Origin of the sequence: Pseudomonas flavescens (assembly GCF_013408425.1) — a bacterium.
Lineage (GTDB): Bacteria > Pseudomonadota > Gammaproteobacteria > Pseudomonadales > Pseudomonadaceae > Aquipseudomonas > Aquipseudomonas fulva_A.
Map to the genome: position 1 here is coordinate 1,202,285 of NZ_JACBYV010000001.1, position 21,648 is coordinate 1,223,932.

General features: G+C 64.0%; 19 protein-coding genes. 12 read left to right on the forward strand and 7 right to left on the reverse strand.

All coding sequences use genetic code 11. The features are described from left to right. Window positions 1-43 precede the first annotated feature (43 nt). Window positions 44-1,591, reverse strand: a complete 1,548-nt coding sequence (locus FHR27_RS05235; protein ID WP_042556017.1) for an EAL domain-containing protein — start codon at window positions 1,589-1,591, stop codon at window positions 44-46. Between the two features lie 243 nt (window positions 1,592-1,834). On the opposite strand from FHR27_RS05235, the gene acs reads away from it, so the two are divergent. The 6 genes from acs (at window position 1,835) to argR (ending at window position 8,377) form a co-directional block, all read left to right on the forward strand. Continuing rightward, a complete protein-coding gene (gene acs, locus FHR27_RS05240; RefSeq protein WP_042556018.1) occupies window positions 1,835-3,796 on the forward strand; it encodes an acetate--CoA ligase in 1,962 nt (653 codons plus the stop codon). A 374-nt stretch (window positions 3,797-4,170) separates the two neighbouring features. After that, entirely contained in the window at window positions 4,171-4,950 is a 780-nt protein-coding gene (locus FHR27_RS05245; protein ID WP_042556019.1) for an ABC transporter substrate-binding protein, read from the forward strand. A gap of 169 nt (window positions 4,951-5,119) precedes the next feature. After that, entirely contained in the window at window positions 5,120-5,809 is a 690-nt protein-coding gene (locus FHR27_RS05250) for an ABC transporter permease (RefSeq protein ID WP_179538003.1), read from the forward strand. A 10-nt stretch (window positions 5,810-5,819) separates the two neighbouring features. Further along, complete coding sequence (locus FHR27_RS05255) at window positions 5,820-6,518, forward strand: ABC transporter permease (RefSeq protein ID WP_042553201.1); 699 nt, start codon at window positions 5,820-5,822, stop codon at window positions 6,516-6,518. 54 nt (window positions 6,519-6,572) lie between these two features. Next, window positions 6,573-7,337: an ABC transporter ATP-binding protein gene (locus FHR27_RS05260; protein ID WP_042553202.1), complete on the forward strand. Its 765-nt coding sequence runs from the start codon at window positions 6,573-6,575 to the stop codon at window positions 7,335-7,337. 59 nt (window positions 7,338-7,396) lie between these two features. Then, window positions 7,397-8,377, forward strand: coding sequence for a transcriptional regulator ArgR (gene argR, locus FHR27_RS05265; protein WP_042553203.1), 981 nt, complete (start codon window positions 7,397-7,399; stop codon window positions 8,375-8,377). A gap of 143 nt (window positions 8,378-8,520) precedes the next feature. Here argR and FHR27_RS05270 read toward each other — a convergent pair whose 3' ends face one another. Genes FHR27_RS05270 through coxB form a run of 3 tightly spaced genes read right to left on the reverse strand, consistent with a single transcriptional unit; the run spans window position 8,521 to window position 12,289 of the window. After that, window positions 8,521-8,874 carry a hypothetical protein gene (locus FHR27_RS05270; protein ID WP_179538004.1) on the reverse strand — a complete coding sequence of 118 codons (354 nt, stop codon included), beginning with the start codon at window positions 8,872-8,874 and terminating at the stop codon, window positions 8,521-8,523. Next, window positions 8,874-11,402, reverse strand: a complete 2,529-nt coding sequence (gene ctaD / locus FHR27_RS05275) for a cytochrome c oxidase subunit I (RefSeq protein ID WP_179538005.1) — start codon at window positions 11,400-11,402, stop codon at window positions 8,874-8,876. The genes FHR27_RS05270 and ctaD overlap by 1 nt, the downstream gene beginning before the upstream one ends. Then, window positions 11,399-12,289 carry a cytochrome c oxidase subunit II gene (gene coxB / locus FHR27_RS05280; protein ID WP_179538006.1) on the reverse strand — a complete coding sequence of 297 codons (891 nt, stop codon included), beginning with the start codon at window positions 12,287-12,289 and terminating at the stop codon, window positions 11,399-11,401. The genes ctaD and coxB overlap by 4 nt, the downstream gene beginning before the upstream one ends. A gap of 132 nt (window positions 12,290-12,421) precedes the next feature. Between coxB and FHR27_RS05285 the strand changes: the two genes are divergently transcribed. Next, complete coding sequence (locus FHR27_RS05285) at window positions 12,422-12,880, forward strand: DUF2231 domain-containing protein (RefSeq protein WP_042553206.1); 459 nt, start codon at window positions 12,422-12,424, stop codon at window positions 12,878-12,880. 45 nt (window positions 12,881-12,925) lie between these two features. Here the strand turns inward: FHR27_RS05285 and FHR27_RS05290 are convergent, their stop codons facing one another. Continuing rightward, the gene (locus FHR27_RS05290) at window positions 12,926-13,339 is read right to left on the reverse strand and encodes a CopD family protein (protein ID WP_179538007.1); all 414 of its coding nucleotides are present in this window, start codon (window positions 13,337-13,339) and stop codon (window positions 12,926-12,928) included. Window positions 13,340-13,712: 373 nt separating this feature from the next. Between FHR27_RS05290 and moaA the strand changes: the two genes are divergently transcribed. From moaA to FHR27_RS05315, 5 genes are all read left to right on the forward strand, one after another. After that, complete coding sequence (gene moaA, locus FHR27_RS05295) at window positions 13,713-14,708, forward strand: GTP 3',8-cyclase MoaA (protein WP_042553208.1); 996 nt, start codon at window positions 13,713-13,715, stop codon at window positions 14,706-14,708. A 278-nt stretch (window positions 14,709-14,986) separates the two neighbouring features. After that, the gene (locus FHR27_RS05300) at window positions 14,987-15,436 is read left to right on the forward strand and encodes a PA2169 family four-helix-bundle protein (RefSeq protein WP_042553209.1); all 450 of its coding nucleotides are present in this window, start codon (window positions 14,987-14,989) and stop codon (window positions 15,434-15,436) included. Window positions 15,437-15,640: 204 nt separating this feature from the next. Continuing rightward, window positions 15,641-16,786, forward strand: coding sequence for an ABC transporter substrate-binding protein (locus tag FHR27_RS05305; RefSeq protein WP_179538008.1), 1,146 nt, complete (start codon window positions 15,641-15,643; stop codon window positions 16,784-16,786). Further along, on the forward strand, window positions 16,779-17,861 hold the full coding sequence (locus tag FHR27_RS05310) for a FecCD family ABC transporter permease (RefSeq protein ID WP_218878452.1): 1,083 nt from the start codon (window positions 16,779-16,781) through the stop codon (window positions 17,859-17,861). Before FHR27_RS05305 ends, FHR27_RS05310 begins: the two co-directional genes overlap by 8 nt. Further along, window positions 17,858-18,640, forward strand: a complete 783-nt coding sequence (locus tag FHR27_RS05315; protein WP_179538009.1) for an ABC transporter ATP-binding protein — start codon at window positions 17,858-17,860, stop codon at window positions 18,638-18,640. Before FHR27_RS05310 ends, FHR27_RS05315 begins: the two co-directional genes overlap by 4 nt. Before the next feature lie 282 nt (window positions 18,641-18,922). Here the strand turns inward: FHR27_RS05315 and guaD are convergent, their stop codons facing one another. Further along, window positions 18,923-20,230: a guanine deaminase gene (guaD, locus tag FHR27_RS05320; RefSeq protein WP_179538010.1), complete on the reverse strand. Its 1,308-nt coding sequence runs from the start codon at window positions 20,228-20,230 to the stop codon at window positions 18,923-18,925. Between the two features lie 159 nt (window positions 20,231-20,389). Continuing rightward, window positions 20,390-21,619 carry an MFS transporter gene (locus tag FHR27_RS05325; protein ID WP_042553213.1) on the reverse strand — a complete coding sequence of 410 codons (1,230 nt, stop codon included), beginning with the start codon at window positions 21,617-21,619 and terminating at the stop codon, window positions 20,390-20,392. Window positions 21,620-21,648: the final 29 nt, after the last annotated feature.

Genomic DNA, 21,648 nt, shown 5'->3' on the forward strand with positions numbered 1-21,648 from the left:
GCCACTTTCCTCGTCCCGGCCTCTGCGCCGGGTTTTTTATGGCTCAAACAACCTGCGGTGGCGTTTCCAGAGCCTTGAACAACGCGGGTGCAGGCATCGGCCTGGCGAACAGGTAGCCCTGCAGGAACTGCACGCCGCGCTGGCTCAGGTATTCACTCTGCTCAGCGGTTTCCACGCCTTCTGCGACCAGACCGAGCTCCAGGCGCACCGCCAGGTCGAGGATGTTGTCGAGGATATGCCGGGACAGGGCGTCGGAGCCGATCATGGAGACGAAGCTGCGATCGATCTTCAGGTAGTCGACGCGAAATTCACGCAGGTAGGCGAGGCTCGAGTGGCCGGTGCCGAAGTCGTCGATGGCGATGCGCACACCCAGCTCGCGCAGTTCGGTGAACAGCCGGTCAGTCACCGCGGTGGGCGTGATCATCTGGCGCTCGGTGAGCTCCAGCACGAGGTTGATGCGCCGGGCAGGGAAGGCCGCCAGAAAGTCGCGGCACTCTTCCAGCAGGTGCAGGTTCTGACAGTGCGCTGCCGTGACGTTGATGCCGATATGAAAACCCGGCGGCAGATCGTGCGCTCGGCTGGCGAAATCTTCGCGTACCTGGTTCATCAGGGCGCTGGTCATGGGCACGATCAGGCCGCCACGTTCGGCCAGCGGGATGAACTGATCGGGGGGCACCAGGCCTTCTCGGGGGTGCTGCCAGCGCATCAGCACCTCCACGCCATCCCAAGTGCCATTGCGAGCGTCCACCAGAGGTTGGTAGTAGGGGATGAACTCACCCGCCTCCAGGGCGCGCTGCAGCTCGCCGCTGGGCGAGGCCGAGCGCAGGCTGAAGCGATAGGTCACGGTGCCAGCCAGTGCACCGAGCATCAGGAACAGCAGGAGCTGCGGCAGATAGTGTTCACGCATGTACTGCAGCGAGACGCCGCTCGGGTAGCTGGCCAGGACCCTGAACGGATAGCGCGACGATGCGGTGCTGTAGGGATAGTCGGTGTATTGCGTGGCCGCGCTCTGACTGACGATGCCGTCGGCGGTCATCCAGTTCTCTCCCACCGTCAGTTGCAGGGGAACCTCCTGGCCATTGACCTGCAGCAGGTTGTTGAGGTGCTGGCCGTCGATGCCGATGAGCACGCTTCCATTGGTGTCGCTCTGGCGGTACACCAGCAGTGCACGTTCCGGCGTGACCGGGTTGCCGGCCATCAGGCGCAGGCGACCCTCGCTGTAGGCGGCAGGTTCTTCGGCGATGCTGTACGGCCCCATCAGCGATGTGCAATAGATGATGCCGTCATGCACCAGATTGACCGAGCGCGCGAAGGGGCTGGCGGTAGCCTGGCGACGAAGTTGTGGCTCCACTTCCGCACAGGCGCGGCCCGATAGCTCGATCACTGCATCGGCAGCCTGAGCGGCATTGTCGAGTACCACTTCCAGCTGGGCCTGGGCATCCAGCGCGCTCTTTTCCGCGCGATTGGTCAGCAGCGTCGCGGCCTGCCAGTACATCAGCGGTATGCCCAGCAGCAGCGGCAGTGCCGCGACACCCAATGAGGTGCTCAGGCGCCGAGCGCGTCCGCGGGAGCGAAGAGTGGAGAAGGGCATGAGGGTCCTTGGTCCGGATGGCTGTAATCAGCTTAGCGAAAGCTGTACGGCAAGAATGTCCGCTGCGTCTCGAATCGTCTGCAGCGCGCGGCCGAACGGCGTGCCGAGGATCTTTCGCTGGCCGGGCGGAGCGGCTGCGACCAAGGTCTAGCGGCGGTAAGACCATGGTCGAATGGTTGTAAGCAGGGGGGATGGTTACAAATGTACTCATAGAAGAACAACATCAATAACCGAGGTGATTCAATGAGTGCTGCGTCCCTGTATCCCGTGAGCCCCGAGGTGGCGGCCAATTCGTTGACCGACGAAGCCACCTACAAAGCCATGTACCAGCAGTCCGTGGTCAACCCGGATGGCTTCTGGCGCGAGCAGGCTCAGCGCCTCGACTGGATCAAGCCTTTCACCAAGGTCAAGCAGACCTCGTTCGACGACCACCACGTCGATATCAAATGGTTCGCCGACGGCACGCTCAACGTTTCCTACAACTGCCTTGATCGCCACCTGGCGGAGCGCGGCGATCAGATCGCGATCATCTGGGAAGGCGACGACCCGTCCGAGCACAAGGAAATCACCTACCGCCAACTGCACGAGCAGGTGTGCAAGTTCGCCAACGCCCTGCGCGGCCAGGACGTGCACCGCGGTGACGTGGTGACCATCTACATGCCGATGATCCCGGAAGCCGTGGTCGCCATGCTGGCGTGCGCCCGCATTGGTGCCATCCACTCCGTGGTGTTCGGTGGCTTCTCGCCGGAGGCCCTGGCCGGGCGCATCATCGACTGCTCCTCCAAGGTGGTGATCACCGCTGACGAAGGCCTGCGCGGCGGCAAGAAGATTCCGCTGAAAGCCAACGTCGACGACGCCCTGACCAACCCTGAAACGCGCAGCATCCAGAAGGTCATCGTGGTCAAGCGCACGGGTTCCGAGATCAAGTGGAACCAGCACCGCGACATCTGGTTCGAGGACCTGATGAAGGTGGCCGGCAGCGTTTGCGCGCCGAAGGAAATGGGCGCCGAAGAAGCGCTGTTCATCCTTTACACCTCCGGCTCCACCGGCAAGCCCAAGGGCGTGTTGCACACCACCGGCGGTTACCTGCTGTATGCCGCGCTGACCCACGAGCGCGTGTTCGATTACAAGCCGGGCGAGATCTACTGGTGCACCGCCGACGTGGGCTGGGTCACCGGCCATAGCTACATCGTCTATGGCCCGCTGGCCAACGGCGCGACCACGCTGCTGTTCGAAGGCATCCCCAATTACCCGGACGTGACCCGCGTGTCGAAGATCATCGACAAGCACAAGGTCAACATCCTCTACACCGCGCCGACCGCGATCCGCGCCATGATGGCCCAGGGCACCGCCGCCGTCGAAGGTGCCGATGGCTCCAGCCTGCGTCTGCTCGGTTCGGTGGGCGAGCCGATCAACCCGGAAGCCTGGAACTGGTACTACGAGAAGGTCGGCCAGTCGCGCTGCCCGATCGTCGACACCTGGTGGCAGACCGAAACCGGTGGTTTCATGATCACCCCGCTGCCGGGCGCGACGGCACTCAAGCCGGGCTCGGCAACCCGTCCGTTCTTCGGCGTGGTACCGGCACTGGTGGACAATCTGGGCAACATCATCGAGGGCGCTGCCGAAGGCAACCTGGTGATCCTCGATTCCTGGCCGGGCCAGTCGCGCAGCCTGTACGGTGACCACGACCGTTTCGTCGATACCTACTTCAAGACCTTCAAGGGCATGTACTTCACCGGTGACGGCGCACGCCGCGACGAAGACGGCTACTGGTGGATCACCGGTCGCGTCGACGATGTGCTCAACGTGTCCGGCCACCGCATGGGCACCGCGGAAGTGGAAAGCGCCATGGTCGCCCACCCGAAAGTCGCCGAGGCTGCCGTGGTTGGCGTGCCGCACGACATCAAGGGACAGGGTATCTATGTCTACGTGACCCTGAATCAGGGGCAGGAGCCGTCCGAGCAGTTGCGCCAGGAGCTCAAGGCCTGGGTGCGCAAGGAAATCGGTCCGATCGCCACCCCGGACGTGATCCAGTGGGCGCCGGGGCTGCCGAAGACTCGCTCGGGCAAGATCATGCGGCGCATCCTGCGCAAGATCGCCACGGCCGAATACGACGCTCTCGGCGACATCTCCACGCTGGCCGATCCGGGCGTGGTGCAACACCTGATCGACACCCACAAGTCGATGCAGACCGCCTGCGCCTGATCTGATCCCGCGCTGAACGCAAACGCCCCGCGCTGGCACTGCCGCGTGGGGCGTTTTGCGTGGGGCTGCCGTTCACTGTCGATGGCGACGTGCGAGTTGCTTCCACAGCGGGATTGCAGGCCTGCTCTCGGGCCACTGTCGCCAGGAATCCGATCTCGCCTATTTTCATTCTGTCAAGATGCTCTTGTCGGTGCTCTCTCTCATCTGTAATTAGTTGTCGCATCTGGGAAATATCGCCTGCCGCGCTATCGCTAGAATGCCGCACTTCCGTGCGACGCCCGCAGCCCTGCGCTACGCTGGCGACGTCACTACTCCATGGCCCGGGTAACCCGCCCAGGGCCAGCGAAACCCTATCCCTGTCAGGAGTTTCCTTCATGAAAAAGATCGCACTGCTCGGCGCGCTGGCACTATCCCTGCTGTCGCCGCTGACCATGGCCCAGGAGGCCAAGGCGCTGCGTATCGGTATCGAAGCGGCTTACCCGCCGTTCGCCTACAAGACTCCCGACGGCAACATCACCGGCTTCGACTACGACATCGGTGTCGCCCTGTGCGAAGAGATGAAAGTCGAGTGCAAGTGGATCGAGCAGGAGTTCGACGGCCTGATCCCGGCACTCAAGGTCCGCAAGTTCGACGCGGTGCTGTCGTCGATGTCCATCACCGAAGAGCGCAAGCGCGCCGTGGACTTCACCGGCAAGTACTACGCCACGCCGGCCAAGCTGGCGATGAAGAGCGGGGCGGTGATGAACGACGTGGCCACCGACCTCAAGGGCAAGAAGATCGGCGTACAGCGTTCCTCCGTGTATGACCGTTACGCCACCGACGTTTTCGGCCCGGCCGGTGCCGAGATCGTGCGTTACAGCTCGCAGAACGAAGTGTTCCTGGACCTCAGCGCTGGCCGCCTGGATGGCACCATCGCCGACTCGGTGAACATCGAAGACGGCTTCCTCAAGACCGACGCTGGCAAGGGCTTCGCCTTCGTGGGCCCGGATTTCACCGAAGAGAAATACTTCGGCGAAGGCCAGGGCATCGCCGTGCGCAAGGGTGACAAGGCGCTGGCCGAGAAGATCAGCGCCGCGATCCTGGCCATCCGCGAAAACGGCAAGTACAAGGCCGTCCAGGACAAGTACTTCAGCTTCGACGTCTACGGCAAGTAAGGCCTCGATCTGCTGCGCTTGGGCCATGCGGCGTTGAAACACGCGCGCACGGTCGTAGTTCGCAGATCGTGGCTTCTTGTCGAAGGGTGGCACACGCCGACTGTTCTTGGCGTGTGCCACTTTTGCGTTGCATTTCCGGCGCCCGATGGCGCACCCATGAGGTAAGCGGATGCTCAACGGCTACGGCTCGTCCATTCTCGATGGCGCCTGGCTCACCCTGATCCTGGCGCTGACGTCGATGGCGGTGGCCATCGTGCTCGGCCTGGTTGGCGCTGCGTTTCGGCTGTCGCCAGTGCGCTGGCTGGCGGTACTCGGTGAGACCTATTCGACAGTGATCCGCGGCATTCCCGATCTGGTGCTGATCCTGCTGATCTTCTATGGCGGACAGGATCTGGTGAACCGGGTGATGCCGATGCTCGGCTATGACGAGTACATCGATATCAATCCTTTCGTCGCCGGCGTGTTCACCATGGGCTTCATTTTCGGCGCCTACCTGTCGGAAACCTTCCGCGGTGCCTTCATGGCCATTCCCAAGGGGCAGGCGGAGGCGGGGGCGGCCTATGGCATGAGCAGCCTGCAGGTGTTCCTGCGCATTCTGGTGCCGCAGATGATCCGTTTCGCCATTCCCGGGTTCACCAACAACTGGCTGGTGCTGACCAAGGCCACGGCGCTGATCTCGGTGGTCGGTCTGCAGGACATGATGTTCAAGGCCAAGAGCGCCGCCGATGCCACGCGTGAGCCCTTCACCTTCTACCTGGCGGTGGCCGGCCTGTATCTGCTGATCACCAGTGTCTCCCTGCTGGCCCTGCGTTATCTGGAAAAGCGCTACTCGGTCGGCACCAAGGCCGCCGAACTGTGAGGGGCGAACGATGATCTTCGATTACACCGTCATCTGGGACAGCCTGCCGCTGTATTTCGGCGGCGTACTGGTCACCCTCAAGCTGCTGGCCATCGCGCTGTTCTTCGGCCTGCTGCTCGCCGTGCCTCTGGCGCTGATGCGCACCTCGCGCTCGCCGTGGGTCAACGGCCCGGCCTGGCTGTACACCTACGTGATTCGCGGCACGCCGATGCTGGTGCAACTGTTCCTGATCTACTACGGCCTGGCCCAGTTCGAGGCGGTGCGTGAGAGCGTGCTGTGGCCGTACCTGTCCAATGCCACCTTCTGCGCCTGCCTGGCGTTCGCCATCAATACCAGCGCCTACAGCGCCGAAATCCTCGCCGGCAGCCTCAAGGCCACGCCCCATGGCGAGATCGAGGCGGCCAAGGCGATGGGCATGTCGCGGGCCAAGCTGTACCGTCGCATTCTGCTGCCTTCGGCGCTGCGCCGCGCGCTGCCGCAGTACAGCAACGAAGTGATCATGATGCTGCACACCACCAGCCTGGCGTCCATCGTCACGCTGATCGACATCACCGGTGCAGCGCGTACGGTCAGTTCCCAGTATTACCTGCCGTTCGAGGCGTTCATCACCGCCGGCCTGTTCTACCTGTGCCTGACCTTCATTCTGGTGCGCCTGTTCAAACTGGCCGAGCGTCGCTGGCTGGCCTACCTGGCGCCGCGGCGCAGCTGACCGGCCATTATTACGAAGTAGCGGCATGACATCGGATTCAAGAGAGTGGAAAGCATGTACAAGCTCGAAGTGAAGGATCTGCACAAGCGCTACGGCAGCCACGAGGTGCTCAAGGGCGTATCGCTGGCTGCCAAGGCCGGCGACGTGATCAGCATCATCGGCTCCAGCGGTTCCGGCAAGAGCACCTTCCTGCGTTGCATCAACCTGCTCGAACAGCCCCACGCCGGGCAGATTCTGCTCAACGGCGAGGCGCTCAAGCTGGTGCCCGGCAAGGATGGCGCCCTGCGCGCTGCCGATGACAAGCAACTGCAGCGCCTGCGTTCGCGCCTGGCCATGGTGTTCCAGCACTTCAACCTGTGGTCGCACATGAACGTGCTGGAAAACGTCATGGAAGCGCCAGTGCACGTGCTGGGCATGAGCAAGGCCGAGGCCCGCGAGAAGGCCGAACACTACCTGCAGAAGGTTGGCGTGGCGCACCGCAAGGAGGCCTATCCGGCGCACATGTCCGGCGGCGAGCAGCAGCGCGTAGCGATTGCCCGGGCGCTGGCGATGGAGCCGGAAGTCATGCTGTTCGACGAGCCAACCTCGGCGCTTGATCCGGAACTGGTCGGCGATGTGTTGAAGGTGATGCGCGATCTGGCTGGCGAGGGGCGTACCATGGTGGTGGTGACCCACGAAATGGGCTTTGCCCGCGAAGTCTCCAACCAGTTGCTGTTCCTGCATCAGGGCCTGGTGGAGGAGCAGGGCGACCCACGCGAGGTGTTGGCCAACCCGCAATCTCAACGTCTGCAACAGTTCCTCAGCGGTAGTCTCAAGTAGTTGGCGTTATCATCCCTGCACGCTCCTTTCCACTGCCCTCAGAGCCCGACCTGCCCATCATGACTGCTCACCGAATCGGCTTCCTGCTTTGGCCTTCCACCAAGCCCCTGACACTGGCGCTGGCGGAAGAGGCCCTGAGCGTCGCTCAGCGCGTTCATCCGGAAGTGGTTTACGAGGTGTCGTTCCTGCAGGCCGAAGAGCCTGTCGAGGGGGCCTGGCGCCTGCCGGGCAGCCCTTGGGCCGGTGGGCTGGAGGGCTACCGCAAGCTGTTCCTGCTCGCCGATGAGCCACCAGCCACCGTAGCCCCGGCATTGGCTGCGGCGCTCAAGCAGGTGGCGCGCAGCGGCTGCTGCGTGGGAGCGGTCGCCGCTGGCGTCTATCCCCTGGCCCAGCTCGGCCTGCTCGATGGCTATCGGGCGGCCGTGCACTGGCGCTGGCAGGATGATTTCGCCGAGCGCTTCCCCAAGGTGATCGCCACCAGCCACCTGTTCGACTGGGATCGCGATCGCCTCACGGCCTGCGGCGGCATGGCGGTAATGGACATGCTGCTGGCCCTGCTGGCCCGTGATCATGGGGCCGAACTGGCCGGCGCGGTATCCGAGGAGCTGGTGGTCGAGCGCATTCGCGAAGGTGGCGAGCGTCAGCGCATTCCGTTGCAGAATCGCCTCGGCTCCAGCCATCCCAAGCTCACCCAGGCGGTGCTGCTGATGGAGGCCAACATCGAGGAGCCGCTGACCACCGACGAGATCGCCCAGCATGTCTGCGTGTCGCGTCGGCAACTGGAACGCATCTTCAAGCAGTACCTCAATCGCGTGCCCAGCCAGTACTACCTGGAACTGCGCCTGAACAAGGCCCGGCAACTGCTGATGCAGACCAGCAAGTCGATCATCCAGATCGGCCTGTCCTGCGGCTTCTCCTCGGGCCCGCATTTCTCCAGCGCGTACCGCAACTTCTTCGGCGCCACACCGCGGGAAGACCGCAATCAGCGGCGCAGCAACAACCCCTTCGAACTGACCTCGGCGCCCGTCGAGCGCGGCTGATGATTACCGGTGGACGAGGCGCTCCTCGTCCACCAGCATCGGTCAGCCTGCAGTGGTGTACGGCGCTTTTCCCGCCCACCACTGCAGAACCGGTGTTCGTGAAAGTCAGGCGCCGCTGTTTCAGCAGGTTTCTCCGGGCGTTTTCAGGCGCAGGGCGGCAGCGCCATGATCGGCAGGGCGATGAACACCACGGCGATGGCGGCGATCAGATTGCCACCGGCCGACACATTCGCCACGAACCGCTCGCGGTCGCTGCGGTCGGGCTGCCGTGCCGCGTTGTGGAACAGACGCGCCAGGGCCAACAGCATGAGCGTGGTGAACAGCGACAGAGCCGCCAGGGTCAGATTCAGCCAGGTCCAGGGCCCGTCATCCAGCGGCGGTGGCGCGACCGAGCAGCCAACGCCCTGGCCGCCGTAGAGCGCGACGAACCACAGGCTCCAGATACTCAGGCCGGTGACGATGTGGATCGGGTTGTAGGCCGAGCGCAGGCTTTGCATCACGCGCCTCCGAATGCGGGGGGGAAAAGAGCGATGGCGAAGTAGCTCGTCCACAGCACACCGAGGCTGTAGTTCCAGAACTGCGCCACCACCAGCGGTTCGTAGGGCGACTCGGCGCTGACGTAGCCGATGCGCACGCGCAGTGCCTGCAAGGCGCTGAGCGTGCCAGCGAGCAGGGCGTGGCCAAAGCTGTAGGCGAGCATCACGAAGATCACCGCATCATGGGCACGAACGGTGGGCTGCAGTGCCTCGCTGAGCAGCGCCCAGAGCAGCAGCGCGGCCTGTATCAGGCCTATCGCGGCAAGGCCCATCTGGCAGGTCAGCAGGCCTCGGGCGTCTCTCTGGCGCAGGCGGGCGAGCACCCGCCGGTGCCAGGGCGTGGCCAGGGTCAGCAGCAGGGCGCTGGCGAACAGCAGCCAATGGTTGAATACCGGCGCATCCGGCACCTGCCAGTTCGGCGCCACCGTCCACAGGTAGAACCAGCCGAACAGCAACGCCAGGTACAGTGCGCCATTGGACAGCAGGGTCACGCCCATGCCCCACAGCCCCGGGCCGTCGCAGGTTCGCGAATGCAGCGGCGGTTCGCCGGGCTGGGTCTTGGCATCCGGCGCCGCCTTGGGGTGGGCACCGTTCTCCCAACTCCAGCGCAGCAGCACCACGATCGAGGCGAAACAGGCCACCAGCGCCAGGGTGTAGGTCTTGGTCAGCAGGCTCAGGCACACCACGGCGATGCAGCAGGCGGCAATGAACGGCAGCCAGCTGTTGCCGGGCAGGTGGATAATTTCCCTGACTTCGCCGGTCAGCGGGTCGACGCCCCAGGTTTCCCGGCGGCCGTGGTCGATCACCGTCAGGGCATGCTCACCGCGAGCCATGCTGTCACCCAGATCCGGGTCACGCCACAGCGGATGGCGGTCGGTGACCTTGGCCAGGCTGACGAAGTTGTACGGGTTGGGCGGCAGGCTGGTGGCCCACTCCATGGTATCGGCCTGCCAGGGATTCTTGCCGGCGGGTTTGCCGTAGCGGTAGTGCAGGATCAGATCCAGCAGCAGGGTGGCGATACCGATCACCATGATGAAGCTGCCGATCGACGAGATCAGGTTGGGCATGTCCCAGCCCAGGCCCGTGTCGTAGGTATAGACGCGCCTCGGCATGCCCAGCAGGCCGGTCCAGTGCATGATCAGGAAGGTCATGTTGAAACCGATGAACACCAGCCAGAACCCCCACTTGCCCAGGCGTTCGGAAGCCATGCGCCCGGAGAAGTGCGGCAACCAGTAATACAGCCCGGCGATCAACGGAAAGAGCATGCCGCCGATCAGCACGTAGTGGAAATGCGCGACCACGAAGTGGGTGTCGTGCACCTGCCAGTCGAAGGGCACCAGAGCCAGCATCACCCCGGTCAGCCCGCCGCACACGAAGGTGATCAGAAAACCCACGAGCCACAGCATCGGTACGTTGTAGCGCGGTTTGCCGAGCCACAGCGTGGCGATCCAGGCGAATACCTGAATCGCCGTGGGTATCGCCACCAGCATGCTCGCTGCGGAAAAGAACGCCTGGGCCAGCTGCGGGATGCCCACCGTGAACATGTGGTGCACCCACAGGCCGAAGCTGATGAAGCCGGTGGTGAGCACGCCCAGCACCACGGCGCGATAGCCCACCAGCGGGCGGCCGCAGAACACCGGCAGCAGGGTCGAGACGATGCCGGCGGCCGGCAGGAAGATGATGTACACCTCGGGGTGGCCGAACAGCCAGAACAGGTGCTGCCAGAGCAGCGGATCTCCGCCGCGCGCCACTTCGAAGAAGGGCAGGCCCGCAGCCCGTTCAAGCTCCAGCAGGATGCTGCCGAGAATCAGCGGCGGAAAGCCGATGACGATCATCATCGCCATGGTCAGGATGTACCAGGCGTAGATCGGCATTCTGTTCAGCGCCATGCCTTCGGCACGGGTGCGCAGGATCGATACCACCAGTTCGACACCGGCCGACACCGCGGAGATCTCCACGAAGGTGATACCCAGCAGCCAGAAGTCGGCGTTGATTCCCGGTGAATGCGCGGCGCTGGACAGCGGCGTGTACATGAACCAGCCAGCGTTGGGTGCCACGCCCAGGAGCAGGCTGGAACAGATGATCAGACCGCCGAACAGGTAGCACCAGTAGCCCAGTGCCGAGAGCCGTGGAAAGACCAGATCCCTTGCGCCGAGCATCTTCGGAATCAGGTACACCGCCAGGCCTTCCATCATGGGCACGGCGAACAGGAACATCATCACCGTGCCGTGCATGGTGAACACCTGGTTGTACATTTCCGCGCCCATGAAGGCGTTGCCCGGCAGTGCCAGCTGGGTGCGGATCAGCATCGCCAGCAGGATGCCGAAAATGAAGAAGCCCAGGCCGGTGACCATAAAGCGCAGGCCCAGGGTGGTGTGGTTGACGATGGTCAGCGCACGCCAGCCCCTCGGGTTGCCCCACACCTCGTTGAACTGGTCGTGCAGGGCGTCGGTGTCTTCGCCGCGTTGTGTTTCGCGCGTTTCACTCATGGTTCGAGGCCCTCCAGCCAGGTGGCGATGGCCTGCAGGTGCTTGGCATCGAGGTCGTCGGTCAGTGGCATGCCGGTGCCCGGCTTCAGGCGCCCGTGCTCCTGCAACCAGGTCAGGATGGCACCGGGTTCGTTGGGCATTACGCCGCCACCCAGGTTGCGGCGGCTGGCCAGGTCGGTGAGATCCGGCGCGCGGTTGCCTGCGCTGACGCTCGCCACGCTGTGGCACATGCCGCAGTGAGCGAGGAAGGTGTCCGCAGCCGGGCCTTGCAGCGCCTTGACCCTGGGCTCGCGACGAGCGTCGATCCAGGCAGCGAAGTCCTCTTCGCTGTGGGCCTGCACGTCGAGAATCATGTGGCTGTGCTGAGTGCCGCAGAACTCCGTGCACTGGCCACGAAAGGTGCCAGGTGCATCGGCCTGCAAGCGGATGCGGTTCTCGCGGCCGGGAATCATGTCGATCTTGCCGCCCAGGCGCGGCACCCAGAAGGAGTGGATCACGTCGGCGCTGCTGACGGTGATGTCCACCGGCCGACCTGCGGGCAGATGCAGCTGGTTGGCGGTCACCACGCCGCTGTCCGGGTAGCGCACCTCCCACCACCACTGGTGGCCGATCACATGGATCTGCACCGGCTGCTCGCCGAGAATCGGCAGCTGCATCATGCGCTGGCCCACGGGAATGCCGAATGCCAGTAGCACGGTAACGGTGACCGTCGGCAGCACGATGCCGCCGCCGATCAGCCAGCGACGCTGGATGCGCCTGGCATCCTCGACCGAGTACTCGCGCGGCCTGCGCCACATGGCGTAGACCCACAGCGCGCTGACTACCACCAGGACCAGGCCGAAGAAGCCGCACATGGCCCACCACAACAGGGCGATGTCGCGCGCCACCGGACCGGCTGGGGCCAGAATTGATTGGTCACCACTGCAGGCGGAGATAATCGGAACTGCTGAGGTCAGCGCGGTCAACTTGAGTAGAGCCGGGTAAATGCGGCCATCTTTCGAATCGACAGGGAGGCCGCCATGGCTGAGCAACAAGAGTCCATCATCAGTCGCGCGGCCATCGCCGGCCACCCTTTGCACCCGATGATGATCCACTTCCCGGTCGCCGCCTTGCTGGGCCTGGTGGCCACCGATTTCGCCTACTTCTGGACCACCGACCCGTTCTGGGCGCGGGCCAGCCTGTGGCTGGCGGGCGTCGGTGCCGCCGGTGGCTGGATCGCCAGCATCGCCGGAATGATCGACCTGCTGACCGTGAAACGTATTCGCCAGAAGATCAGCGCCTGGTGTCACGCGATCATCGCCGTGATGATGCTGTCCCTGGCCTCGCTGAACTGGATGCTGCGCTACCGCCACGGTGACGAGGGCTTCGAAATGTGGGCGTTCTACCTGTCGCTGTTCACCGCAGGGCTGATCGCGATCGCCGCTTACCTCGGCGGGCGCCTGGTCTACGAGCAGGCCGTGGGTGTCGATGTCGATTGAATCCGGCTTTAGCCCGCTTGCATTCATGGGGGGATGACTCCTCATTCAGAAGGGTTTGGCCAATACCAGCCACAGGGTGGTGGCGATCATGCTCAGCGTGACGCCACCGATTGCCGCGCAGGCGACCGTCAGGCCCGGTCGCGGATGGCGCTCGCAGAGCAGGATGAGCATTCCGCACAGCGCGTGGCAGATGACCAGCACCGCCACGGCCGAGAGCTTGGCCACCAGCCAGATACCGAAGGTGCCGTCACGCAGGAACAGCGCCGTACCGCTGCCGATGGCGATGAGCGCTGCCGGGGTGGCGACCAGATTGAAGAGGCTGCGGTTGAGTTCGGGGTGGCCCGGGCGCTCGATCGTGTTCGCCGTGCGGCAGCTGGCCGCGATCAGCGCTGGCAGATAGAGCAGGGCGCCGCACCAGGCGATCAGCGCGGTGAAATGCAGCAGTTTCAGCAGTGGCATCGGTGCCCTCCATAGCCAGTCGTCCCGGGTCAGTCCGTGTGACTCCCCGTTGCGAAACCCGGTTCGACCTTTCCGCCGAGCGCATCCGGGCAGGCTGGCTCTTCTTGTCTCGCGCTGTGAGCCCCGGCATGACTGGCCTGTAGCCCAGCGGCCGGGCAGGGGAACGGTCTCTGCAGGCATGTCGAGCGGCCTTGGTTGTGTCACTGAATGTGTGGTTATTGGCGGGCGGGGCCACATGATCTGACCCGCGGACCGGCGCGCCAGCAAGGTAGGCGTGGTAAACTGGCGACCTCTTCGTAGGCCATGACGGCTACGCACTGCCGCTCACGTGGCAGCCATGAATAGCTGGCCCCAGGGCCGGGAGTTGGGCTCCATGAACACGACGCAGTTGGTCGATCCCTTCGGCCGGCGCATTACCTACCTGCGACTCTCGGTGACCGATCGCTGCGATTTTCGCTGCACCTACTGCATGAGCGAAGACATGGTCTTCGCCCCGCGTGCGCAGATCCTCACGCTGGAGGAGCTGTACACCGTGGCCGATGCGTTCATCGGGCTGGGTGTCAAGCGCATCCGCATCACCGGTGGCGAACCGCTGGTGCGCAAGAATCTGCTCAGCCTGCTGCGTCGTCTCGGCGAGCGTCCGGAGCTCGAGGACCTGTCGATCACCACCAATGGTTCGCAGCTCTCGCACATGGCGGGCGATCTGCGTGCAGCCGGCGTCACCCGCCTGAACGTCAGCCTCGACTCGCTGCAGCGCGAGCGATTCGCTGGTTTTACTCGCCGCGACATGCTCGATCAGGTGCTGGCTGGCATCGACGCCGCAGTGGCCGCAGGCTTCAAGCGCATCAAACTGAACAGCGTGGTGCAGACCGGGCGCAACGATGACGAAGTGCTTGGCCTGGTCGAGTACGCCATGGCCCGTGGCCTGGATATCAGTTTCATCGAAGAGATGCCCCTGGGCAGTGTGGTCAGCCATCAGCGTGAGCAGACCTTCTGCTCCAGCGAGGTGGTGCGCGAGCGCATCGAAGAGCGTTACTCGCTGGTCCGCAGCAGCCATGTCACAGGCGGCCCGTCACGTTACTGGCAGGTCAGCGGTAGCGATACCCGGGTCGGTTTCATCTCGCCGCACAGCAATAATTTCTGCGGCGACTGCAACCGCGTACGGGTCACCGCCGAGGGCAAGCTGGTGCTTTGCCTGGGGCACGACAATGCCCTGGATTTGCGCACCCTGATGCGTGCTCACCCCGGCAACAGCGAGCGACTGCGCGACGCGCTGCTCGAGGCCCTGCAGCTCAAGCCCGAACGCCACCACTTCGAAACGGATGAACAGGTGCAGGTCATCCGTTTCATGAGCATGACCGGCGGCTGAGAACCTGGCCAACGCCTGCTGCGATCGTCTGCCACCGCGACCAGCCACGCCTGTTTTGCCAGCGGCGTGTTGCCCGCGATGCCTCGAGCGGCTTGCGAGACAAAAGCTCTCCAGACGAGCGGTTCGCGCCCAGGCCGCGCGCGGCTTTGCCTGCAGCCGCTTGATGCCGCTCGATGCACGGCGCTGGAAATTGCCCTGAACCTCCTCGACGAGCGCTCACTCCACTTAAGGGAGCGGCCCATACAGGGCTAATTTCTGAAGCTACGAGGAGATTCAAAGTGGATAACAAAGACGTTATTTCGGTACTGAACGACCTGATCGAAACCAGCAAAGATGGCGAGAAGGGCTTCAGCGAGTGTGCCGAGGACGTGAAAGAGCCGCGACTCAAGAGCTTCTTCACCCAGCGTTCGCAAGACTGCGCCAGTGCGGCTGCCGAACTGCAGCAGTTGGTGCGTGGCCTTGGCGGTGATCCGGAAACCAGTTCGAGCGTGGCGGGTGCTCTGCACCGTGGCTGGGTCGACCTGAAGTCGCTGGTGACCGGCAAGAGCGAAGAGGCCATCCTCAACGAGTGCGAGCGTGGCGAAGACGTGGCGCTGAAAAACTACCGCGAAGCGCTGCAGAAAGACCTGCCAGCCAACGTGCGCAGCGTTCTGGAAAAGCAGCTGCAAGGTGTGCAGCGCAACCACGATCAGGTCAAGTCGCTGCGTGATACCGCACGCGCCAGCTGATCTGGATTCGTTGAAAAGGGGACGCCTCAGGGCGTCCTTTTTTGTGGCCGCGATTTCTTGCCAGCAGCGGCGAGGTCTGGGTTTCATTCATCGAGAATAGTTCTTAATGACGCTGGCGCGAGCCTTTGTTACGCTATATTTCCGTTTTTTCCGCTGCTGGCGTTCGCCGCCTGCTCCATCGCGCAGTAAAAGGTTTCTCCCTTCATGAATGTCTCCGCGCCTCTCGTCCGCCTCGCGGCCGCTCTCTGCCTGTTGCTCAGCGCTGCCGCGCATGCCACCGACTATCCACTCAGCGTGACCGACCTGGCCGGCCGCCAGGTGACCATCGAACACGAGCCCCAGCGCATCGTCCTGCAAGACGGCCGTGACCTGTTCAGCCTGGCGTTGCTCGACCGGGAAGACCCCTTCAAGCGCATCGCGGTGTGGAACAACATCATCAAGCGATCCGATCCAAATACCTGGCAGGTGTTCCAGAAGCAGTGGCCGAAGAGTTCCGGGCAGGCTGTCGACATGCAGTTCGGCGACGACGGCGACATGAACCTGGAGGCCGTTGTCGCTGGCAAGCCCGACCTGCTGGTATTCCAGCTGCGCGCACGCAAATCCCTGGAGGGCGCGGGTGTCGAACGCAAGCTCGCGGCCCTGAAGATTCCGGTGATCTACATCGACAGCGACCTGGATCCCGTCACCAACAGCCAGAAGAGCGTGGCCCTGCTCGGCAAGGTGCTCGACCGCGAAGCCCGCGCCACCGAGTACCTGGATTTCTACACGGCGCGTCTGGCGCAGGTTGATCAGTTAATCACCGAGCAGGGCAAGCGCCCGCTGGTATTCGTCGAGGCCAAGGCCGGGCAGGGCGGCGCCACCAGTTGCTGCTTCACCCACGGCGATGTGTACTGGGGCAAGCTCGTGCAGGCCGCTGGTGGCGATAACCTGGGTAGCCAGTTGCTGCCGGGCGCCACCGGTGACGTGACCCTGGAAACGGTAATCAGCAAGAAGCCCGAGGTTTACGTGATGAGTGGTACTCAGTTCCCGGGCAACACCTCGATTTCGCCACCCTTCGGCTTCGGTCCGACGGTTTCGCAGGCAGCTATCGACAAATCCATGGCTCAGTTGCTCAAACGCCCTGGCATGGCGCAGCTGCAGGCCACCCAGCAAAACCGCGTGTATGGCGTTTACCACCAGTTCTACGCCAGCAGCTGGAATATCCTGGCGGTCGAGTACCTGGCCCAGGCCTTCTACCCGAAAGCTGCCGAACGTCTCGACCCGGCAGCGAGCACCCGCGCGCTGCTGGGCATGACCGGCCTTGGCGAGGTACCGGCGATTCTCTTCGGTCAGGCGCCTGCCAGTGAGTGATTCTGCCTTGGGCGCGCTGCCCGCCGACGGTTACCAGCAGCGTTACGCCAGGGCGGTGTGGCAGCGCAGCCTGCTGCTAGTCGGCCTTTTGCTGGTGGCGCTGATCGCCTTCATCGCGGATCTGGTGGTGGGCTCGGGTACGCTGAGTTTCGCCGATGCGGTGCAAGGCCTGTTCACCCCGGATCGGGTGGACGCCTCCACGCGGGTTATCCTCTGGGAGCTGCGCATGCCGATGACGCTGATGGCGGTGCTGGCCGGTACCTGCCTGGCACTGGCCGGGCTGATCATGCAGACGGTGCTCGACAACCCGCTGGCCGAACCCTTCACCCTCGGCATTTCTTCGGCAGCCGGATTCGGTGCAGCGCTGGCGCTGACCTTCAACCTGTCCCTGGCGCAGTGGCTGCCGGGTTTTGGTGCCGAGATGGTGGTGACGGCCAACGCCTTTCTGTTCTCGCTGCTCACCGTTGGCGTGATCCTGCTGCTGACCCGTGGGCAGATCGGCCTGCAGGCCATCACCCTGCTGGGGATCGCGGTGCATTTCGTGTTCAGCTCGCTGCTCGGCCTGGTGCAGTACGTTTCCAGCGTCGATCAGTTGCAGAGCATCGTGTTCTGGCTGATGGGCTCCTTGCTGCACGTGACCTGGAGCAAGGTCGCGCTGTGTGCCGCCATCGCGCTGGTGGCCGTGCCGCTGGTGCTGATGCAAGCCTGGGCACTGACCGCCTTGCGCAGCTTCGGCGAGCAGGCGGTGGTGTTCGGGATTCGCGTCAAGCGCGTGCGCACCCTGATGCTGGTGCTGGCGGCACTGCTGGCCGGTGCGGTGACTTCGGTGGTCGGCATCATCGGTTTCGTCGGCCTGGTCGCGCCGCATGTAGCGCGCTTACTGGTCGGCGAGGATCAGCGCTTCACCATTGGCGTGACGCTTGCCTGCGGCATCATCTTCGTCACGCTGGCGTCCCTGGCGAGCAAGCTGATCGTGCCGGGTGCCGTGCTGCCCATCGGTATGGTCACCTCGCTGATCGGTCTGCCGTTTTTCATCATTCTGATCCTGCGTGACCGGAGGCTGACGTCCCGATGAGTTTTGTCTGTCAGGATTACCGTGTTTCCCTTGGCGGTCGGCCGATCATCCGCGACTTCGCGGTACGTGCCGAAGCGGGCCGTACCCTCGCGCTGCTCGGTGCCAACGGTGCAGGCAAGTCGACGTTCATGAAAGGCCTGTGCGGGCTACTGCGTGCCGAGGGCTCGGCGACCATCGACGGCACGCAACTGATCGGCCTGGAGCCGGCATTGCGGGCGCGGCTGATCGGTTACGTGGCTCAGGACCTGACCCACCTCGATGTACGCCTGTCGACCTACGAGCTGCTGCTCCTGGCTCAACACGGCGGCGCGCGCGGCTGGGCCACCCAGCGGGACAGCCAGCGAAGGGCCAGTGAAGTACTCGAACTGCTGGGCCTGCAGCGTTTCGCCGAACAGCAGCCGGGGCAGTTGTCCGGTGGCGAGCGGCAGATGATCTCGTTGGCCCTGGCACTGGTGCGCAGCCCCCGCCTGCTGCTGCTCGACGAACCCACCTCGGCGCTGGATCTGGCCAACCAGTTGCACATGCTCGAGGCGGTGAGCGCCTACACCCGCCGTGAAGGCATCGTCACCCTGGCGATTTTCCACGACATGAACCTGGCCAGCCGCTACGCCGACGACGCGCTGATGATCCGCGACGGCCAGGTGCACGGCTGCGGCACCACCGAAGCGATGCTCACACCGGCGCATCTGGCGGCCGTGTATGGCGTCGATTGCCGAACCCTGAGCGTGGACGACGGCGCTTACACCGCTATCTATCCAGTGTCGGTGATCGGCGCGTAGCTCCCCCAAGACCCACTGCCCGTAGGAGCCGGCTTGCCGGCGATTGGTGGCCCATGCTGCTGGGCTGGCGGAATACCTGCGGTCGCATCGCCCGCAAGCGGGCTCCTACGGGTATCCACAATCATGTAGGAGTCGGCTTGCCGGCGATTGGTAGCCATGCTGCCGAGCTGGCTGGATTCCTGCGCTCATATCGCCCGCAAGCGGGCTCCTACAGTCCATACGATCGCGTAGGAGCCGGCTTGCCGGCGATGCTTTTCGCCTGCAAACCGGGTTTCTCCAGTATCAGCTATCGCGGCGGTGCACGCTCTGTCCGGCGGCGAAGGTCTCCCTGATCACCCGGTCGTCACCCAAGGTAATCAGGGCGAACAACCGTTCGGCCAAGGTGTTGCTTTGCTTGAGGCGATAGTCGATCAACGGCGTGGCCTGGTAATCGAGCACCACGAAATCCGCCTCCTTGCCGGTTGCGAAGTTGCCGATGCATTCATCCAGATACAGCGCTCTCGCGCTGCCGAGAGTCGCCAGGTACAGCGACTTGAACGGATCCAGCTTCTGCCCCTGCAATTGCATGATCTTGTACGCCTCGCTCAACGAGCGCAGCTGCGAGAAGCTGGTGCCCGCGCCGATATCTGTACCCAGGCCGACGCGTACCTTGTGCTGTTCCATGCGTCGCAGATCGAACAGGCCGCTGCCGAGAAACAGGTTGGAGGTGGGGCAGAAGGCGACTGCCGAGCCGGTTTGCGCCAGGCGTTCGCATTCCGCATCGCACAGATGCACCGAGTGGGCGAATACCGAGCGCGGGCCGGTCAACTGGTGCTTGTCGTAAACGTCCAGGTAGCCGCTGTTTTCCGGGAACAGCTCCTTGACCCACTCGATCTCCTGGCGATTCTCCGAGAGGTGGGTATGCAGGTACAGATCCGGATACTCCTGCAGCAGGCGCCCGGCCATGGCGAGTTGCTCCGGCGTGCTGGTCGGCGCGAAACGCGGGGTCACCGCGTAGTGCAGGCGACCCTTGCCGTGCCAGCGTTCGATCAGCTCACGGCTGTCGGCATAGCCGGTTTCGACGGTGTCGGTCAGTGCTGCGGGGGCATTGCGATCCATCAGCACCTTGCCGGCGATCATGCGCAGGTTCAGCGTTTCGGCCGCTTCGAACAGCGCATCTACCGACTGCTTGTGCACGCTGCCGAATACCAGCGCCGTGGTGGTGCCGTTGCGCAACAGTTCCTTGAGGAAGACAGCTGCCACTTCGCTGGCGTGGGCCTTGTCGGCGAAGCGCATTTCGGTAGGAAAGGTGTAGGTGTTCAGCCAGTCGAGCAACTGCTCGCCGTAGGCACCGATCATGCCGGTCTGCGGGTAGTGGATATGGGTATCGATGAAACCGGGGGTGATCAGCGCGTTTTCGTAATGGGTCAGCGCGATGCCAGGCAGGCGCGGCAACAGATCGGCCGCATGGCCAACCTCGCGGACCTTGCCATCCTCCACGAGCAGAATGCCGTCCTCGAAATAGGCGTAGGACGCTTCGATACCGACTTCGGCCGGGTCGGCCAGGCTGTGCAGAATGGCGCCGCGGTAGGCGTGGGTGACGTTGGACATGGGGCCTCGATTGCAATTCGGTGGAGCGGGGCTTGGCTTCGCGCAGGGAGAAACCAGCAGGGGCGAGCGCGTCGAGCGCAGGCATTCGCCGGGATGGAACGGGGATTTTGCTGGACAACGCCCCTGCCGACAAGAAAGTCGTCCCAGGGGCAGGTCGGATCAGGACGCCGTGCGCGCGGGCAGATCGATCGGTTGCGACACCGGCTTGGCGGTGCCCAGGGTTTCCGGCAGGAACATCAGCAGCAGAGCCGCGCAGCCGGCGACCGCCGAGAGCACCAGAAAGGCACTGTCGTAGCCGCCAGCTTCGGCCACGTAGCCAGCCAGGCCATTGCTAAGCGCCGCACCGATGCCGAACACCAGCGTCACTGCAGCCAAGCTGATGTTGAAGTGACCGCTGCCCTGGGTCAGATCGCGCACCATCAGTGGGATCAGGGCACCGAACAGCCCGGCACCAATGCCATCGAGCAGTTGCACCGAGACCAGCCAGACCGGGTCATCGCTGAGGGTGTACAGCACCCCGCGTATCGGCAGGATGAGAAAGCCGAACATCAGCAGCGGCTTGCGACCCCAGCTGTCGGCGCGGGCACCGACCAGCATCGCCGCGGGGATCATCACCAATTGGGCCGCGACGATACAGGCCGAGATCAGCGTGGTCGCCAGTTCGGGATTGGCCAGCGCCAGCTTCTGACCGACCAGTGGCAGCATGGCGGCGTTCGCCAGGTGAAACAGGGCGCAGCACAACGCCAGAAGAACCAGCGGTGGCTGGGTCAGCAGGTGGCGCAATGGGGTCAGCGCTCCACCGGTTTCCCGTCCCCGGGCCTGGTCGGCATCAATGGCCCGCGCGGGGATGCCAAGGGCCGAGATCATGCTCAGCAGCGCCATGCCGGTCATCAGATAGAACACCGCCACGGGGCCCCACAGGTAGGCGCAAGCGCCGGCCAACAGAGCCGCGCAGGCATTGCCCGCATGGTTGAAGGATTCGTTGCGGGCGATGCGCCGGGTGAAGGCCTTGGGCCCCACGATACCCAGGGTGATGCCTGCCAGCGCGGGCGCGAATACCGAGGACGCCATGCCCGCCGCTACCTGGCTGATGGTGACCCAGGCAAAGTCGGCACGCCACAGCATGGCCAGGCATGCCGCAGTGACCAGTACGGCTGCGACGACGATCAGCAGGCGTTTGTCGCCCACCCGGTCGACCAGCGCGCCAGCCGGTACCTGCGAGAGCAGGCCGGCGAGCCCGCCGAGCGCCATGACCAGACCGATATCGCCTGCCTGCCACTGATGCACCGACAGCAGGTAGATCGCCAGGTAAGGTCCCAGACCATCGCGGACATCGGCCAGGAAAAAATTCAGGCGATCCAGATGGGCTGCCCATGCGCGTGTCGGCATGTTGATGAACCTCGAACAATGTAGGGGGA

Bases quoted from the DNA above. Each gene is read 5' to 3' on its own strand.
- acs (WP_042556018.1), top strand. From the start codon at position 1,835: ATGAGTGCTGCGTCCCTGTATCCCGTGAGCCCCGAGGTGGCGGCCAAT.
- FHR27_RS05285 (WP_042553206.1), top strand. From the start codon at position 12,422: ATGGCTGAGCAACAAGAGTCCATCATCAGTCGCGCGGCCATCGCCGGC.
- FHR27_RS05255 (WP_042553201.1), top strand. From the start codon at position 5,820: ATGATCTTCGATTACACCGTCATCTGGGACAGCCTGCCGCTGTATTTC.
- FHR27_RS05290 (WP_179538007.1), bottom strand. From the start codon at position 13,339: ATGCCACTGCTGAAACTGCTGCATTTCACCGCGCTGATCGCCTGGTGC.
- FHR27_RS05235 (WP_042556017.1), bottom strand. From the start codon at position 1,591: ATGCCCTTCTCCACTCTTCGCTCCCGCGGACGCGCTCGGCGCCTGAGC.
- FHR27_RS05325 (WP_042553213.1), bottom strand. From the start codon at position 21,619: ATGCCGACACGCGCATGGGCAGCCCATCTGGATCGCCTGAATTTTTTC.
- FHR27_RS05305 (WP_179538008.1), top strand. From the start codon at position 15,641: ATGAATGTCTCCGCGCCTCTCGTCCGCCTCGCGGCCGCTCTCTGCCTG.
- guaD (WP_179538010.1), bottom strand. From the start codon at position 20,230: ATGTCCAACGTCACCCACGCCTACCGCGGCGCCATTCTGCACAGCCTG.
- FHR27_RS05315 (WP_179538009.1), top strand. From the start codon at position 17,858: ATGAGTTTTGTCTGTCAGGATTACCGTGTTTCCCTTGGCGGTCGGCCG.
- FHR27_RS05250 (WP_179538003.1), top strand. From the start codon at position 5,120: ATGCTCAACGGCTACGGCTCGTCCATTCTCGATGGCGCCTGGCTCACC.
- FHR27_RS05270 (WP_179538004.1), bottom strand. From the start codon at position 8,874: ATGCAAAGCCTGCGCTCGGCCTACAACCCGATCCACATCGTCACCGGC.
- FHR27_RS05245 (WP_042556019.1), top strand. From the start codon at position 4,171: ATGAAAAAGATCGCACTGCTCGGCGCGCTGGCACTATCCCTGCTGTCG.
- moaA (WP_042553208.1), top strand. From the start codon at position 13,713: ATGAACACGACGCAGTTGGTCGATCCCTTCGGCCGGCGCATTACCTAC.
- ctaD (WP_179538005.1), bottom strand. From the start codon at position 11,402: ATGAGTGAAACGCGCGAAACACAACGCGGCGAAGACACCGACGCCCTG.
- FHR27_RS05260 (WP_042553202.1), top strand. From the start codon at position 6,573: ATGTACAAGCTCGAAGTGAAGGATCTGCACAAGCGCTACGGCAGCCAC.
- argR (WP_042553203.1), top strand. From the start codon at position 7,397: ATGACTGCTCACCGAATCGGCTTCCTGCTTTGGCCTTCCACCAAGCCC.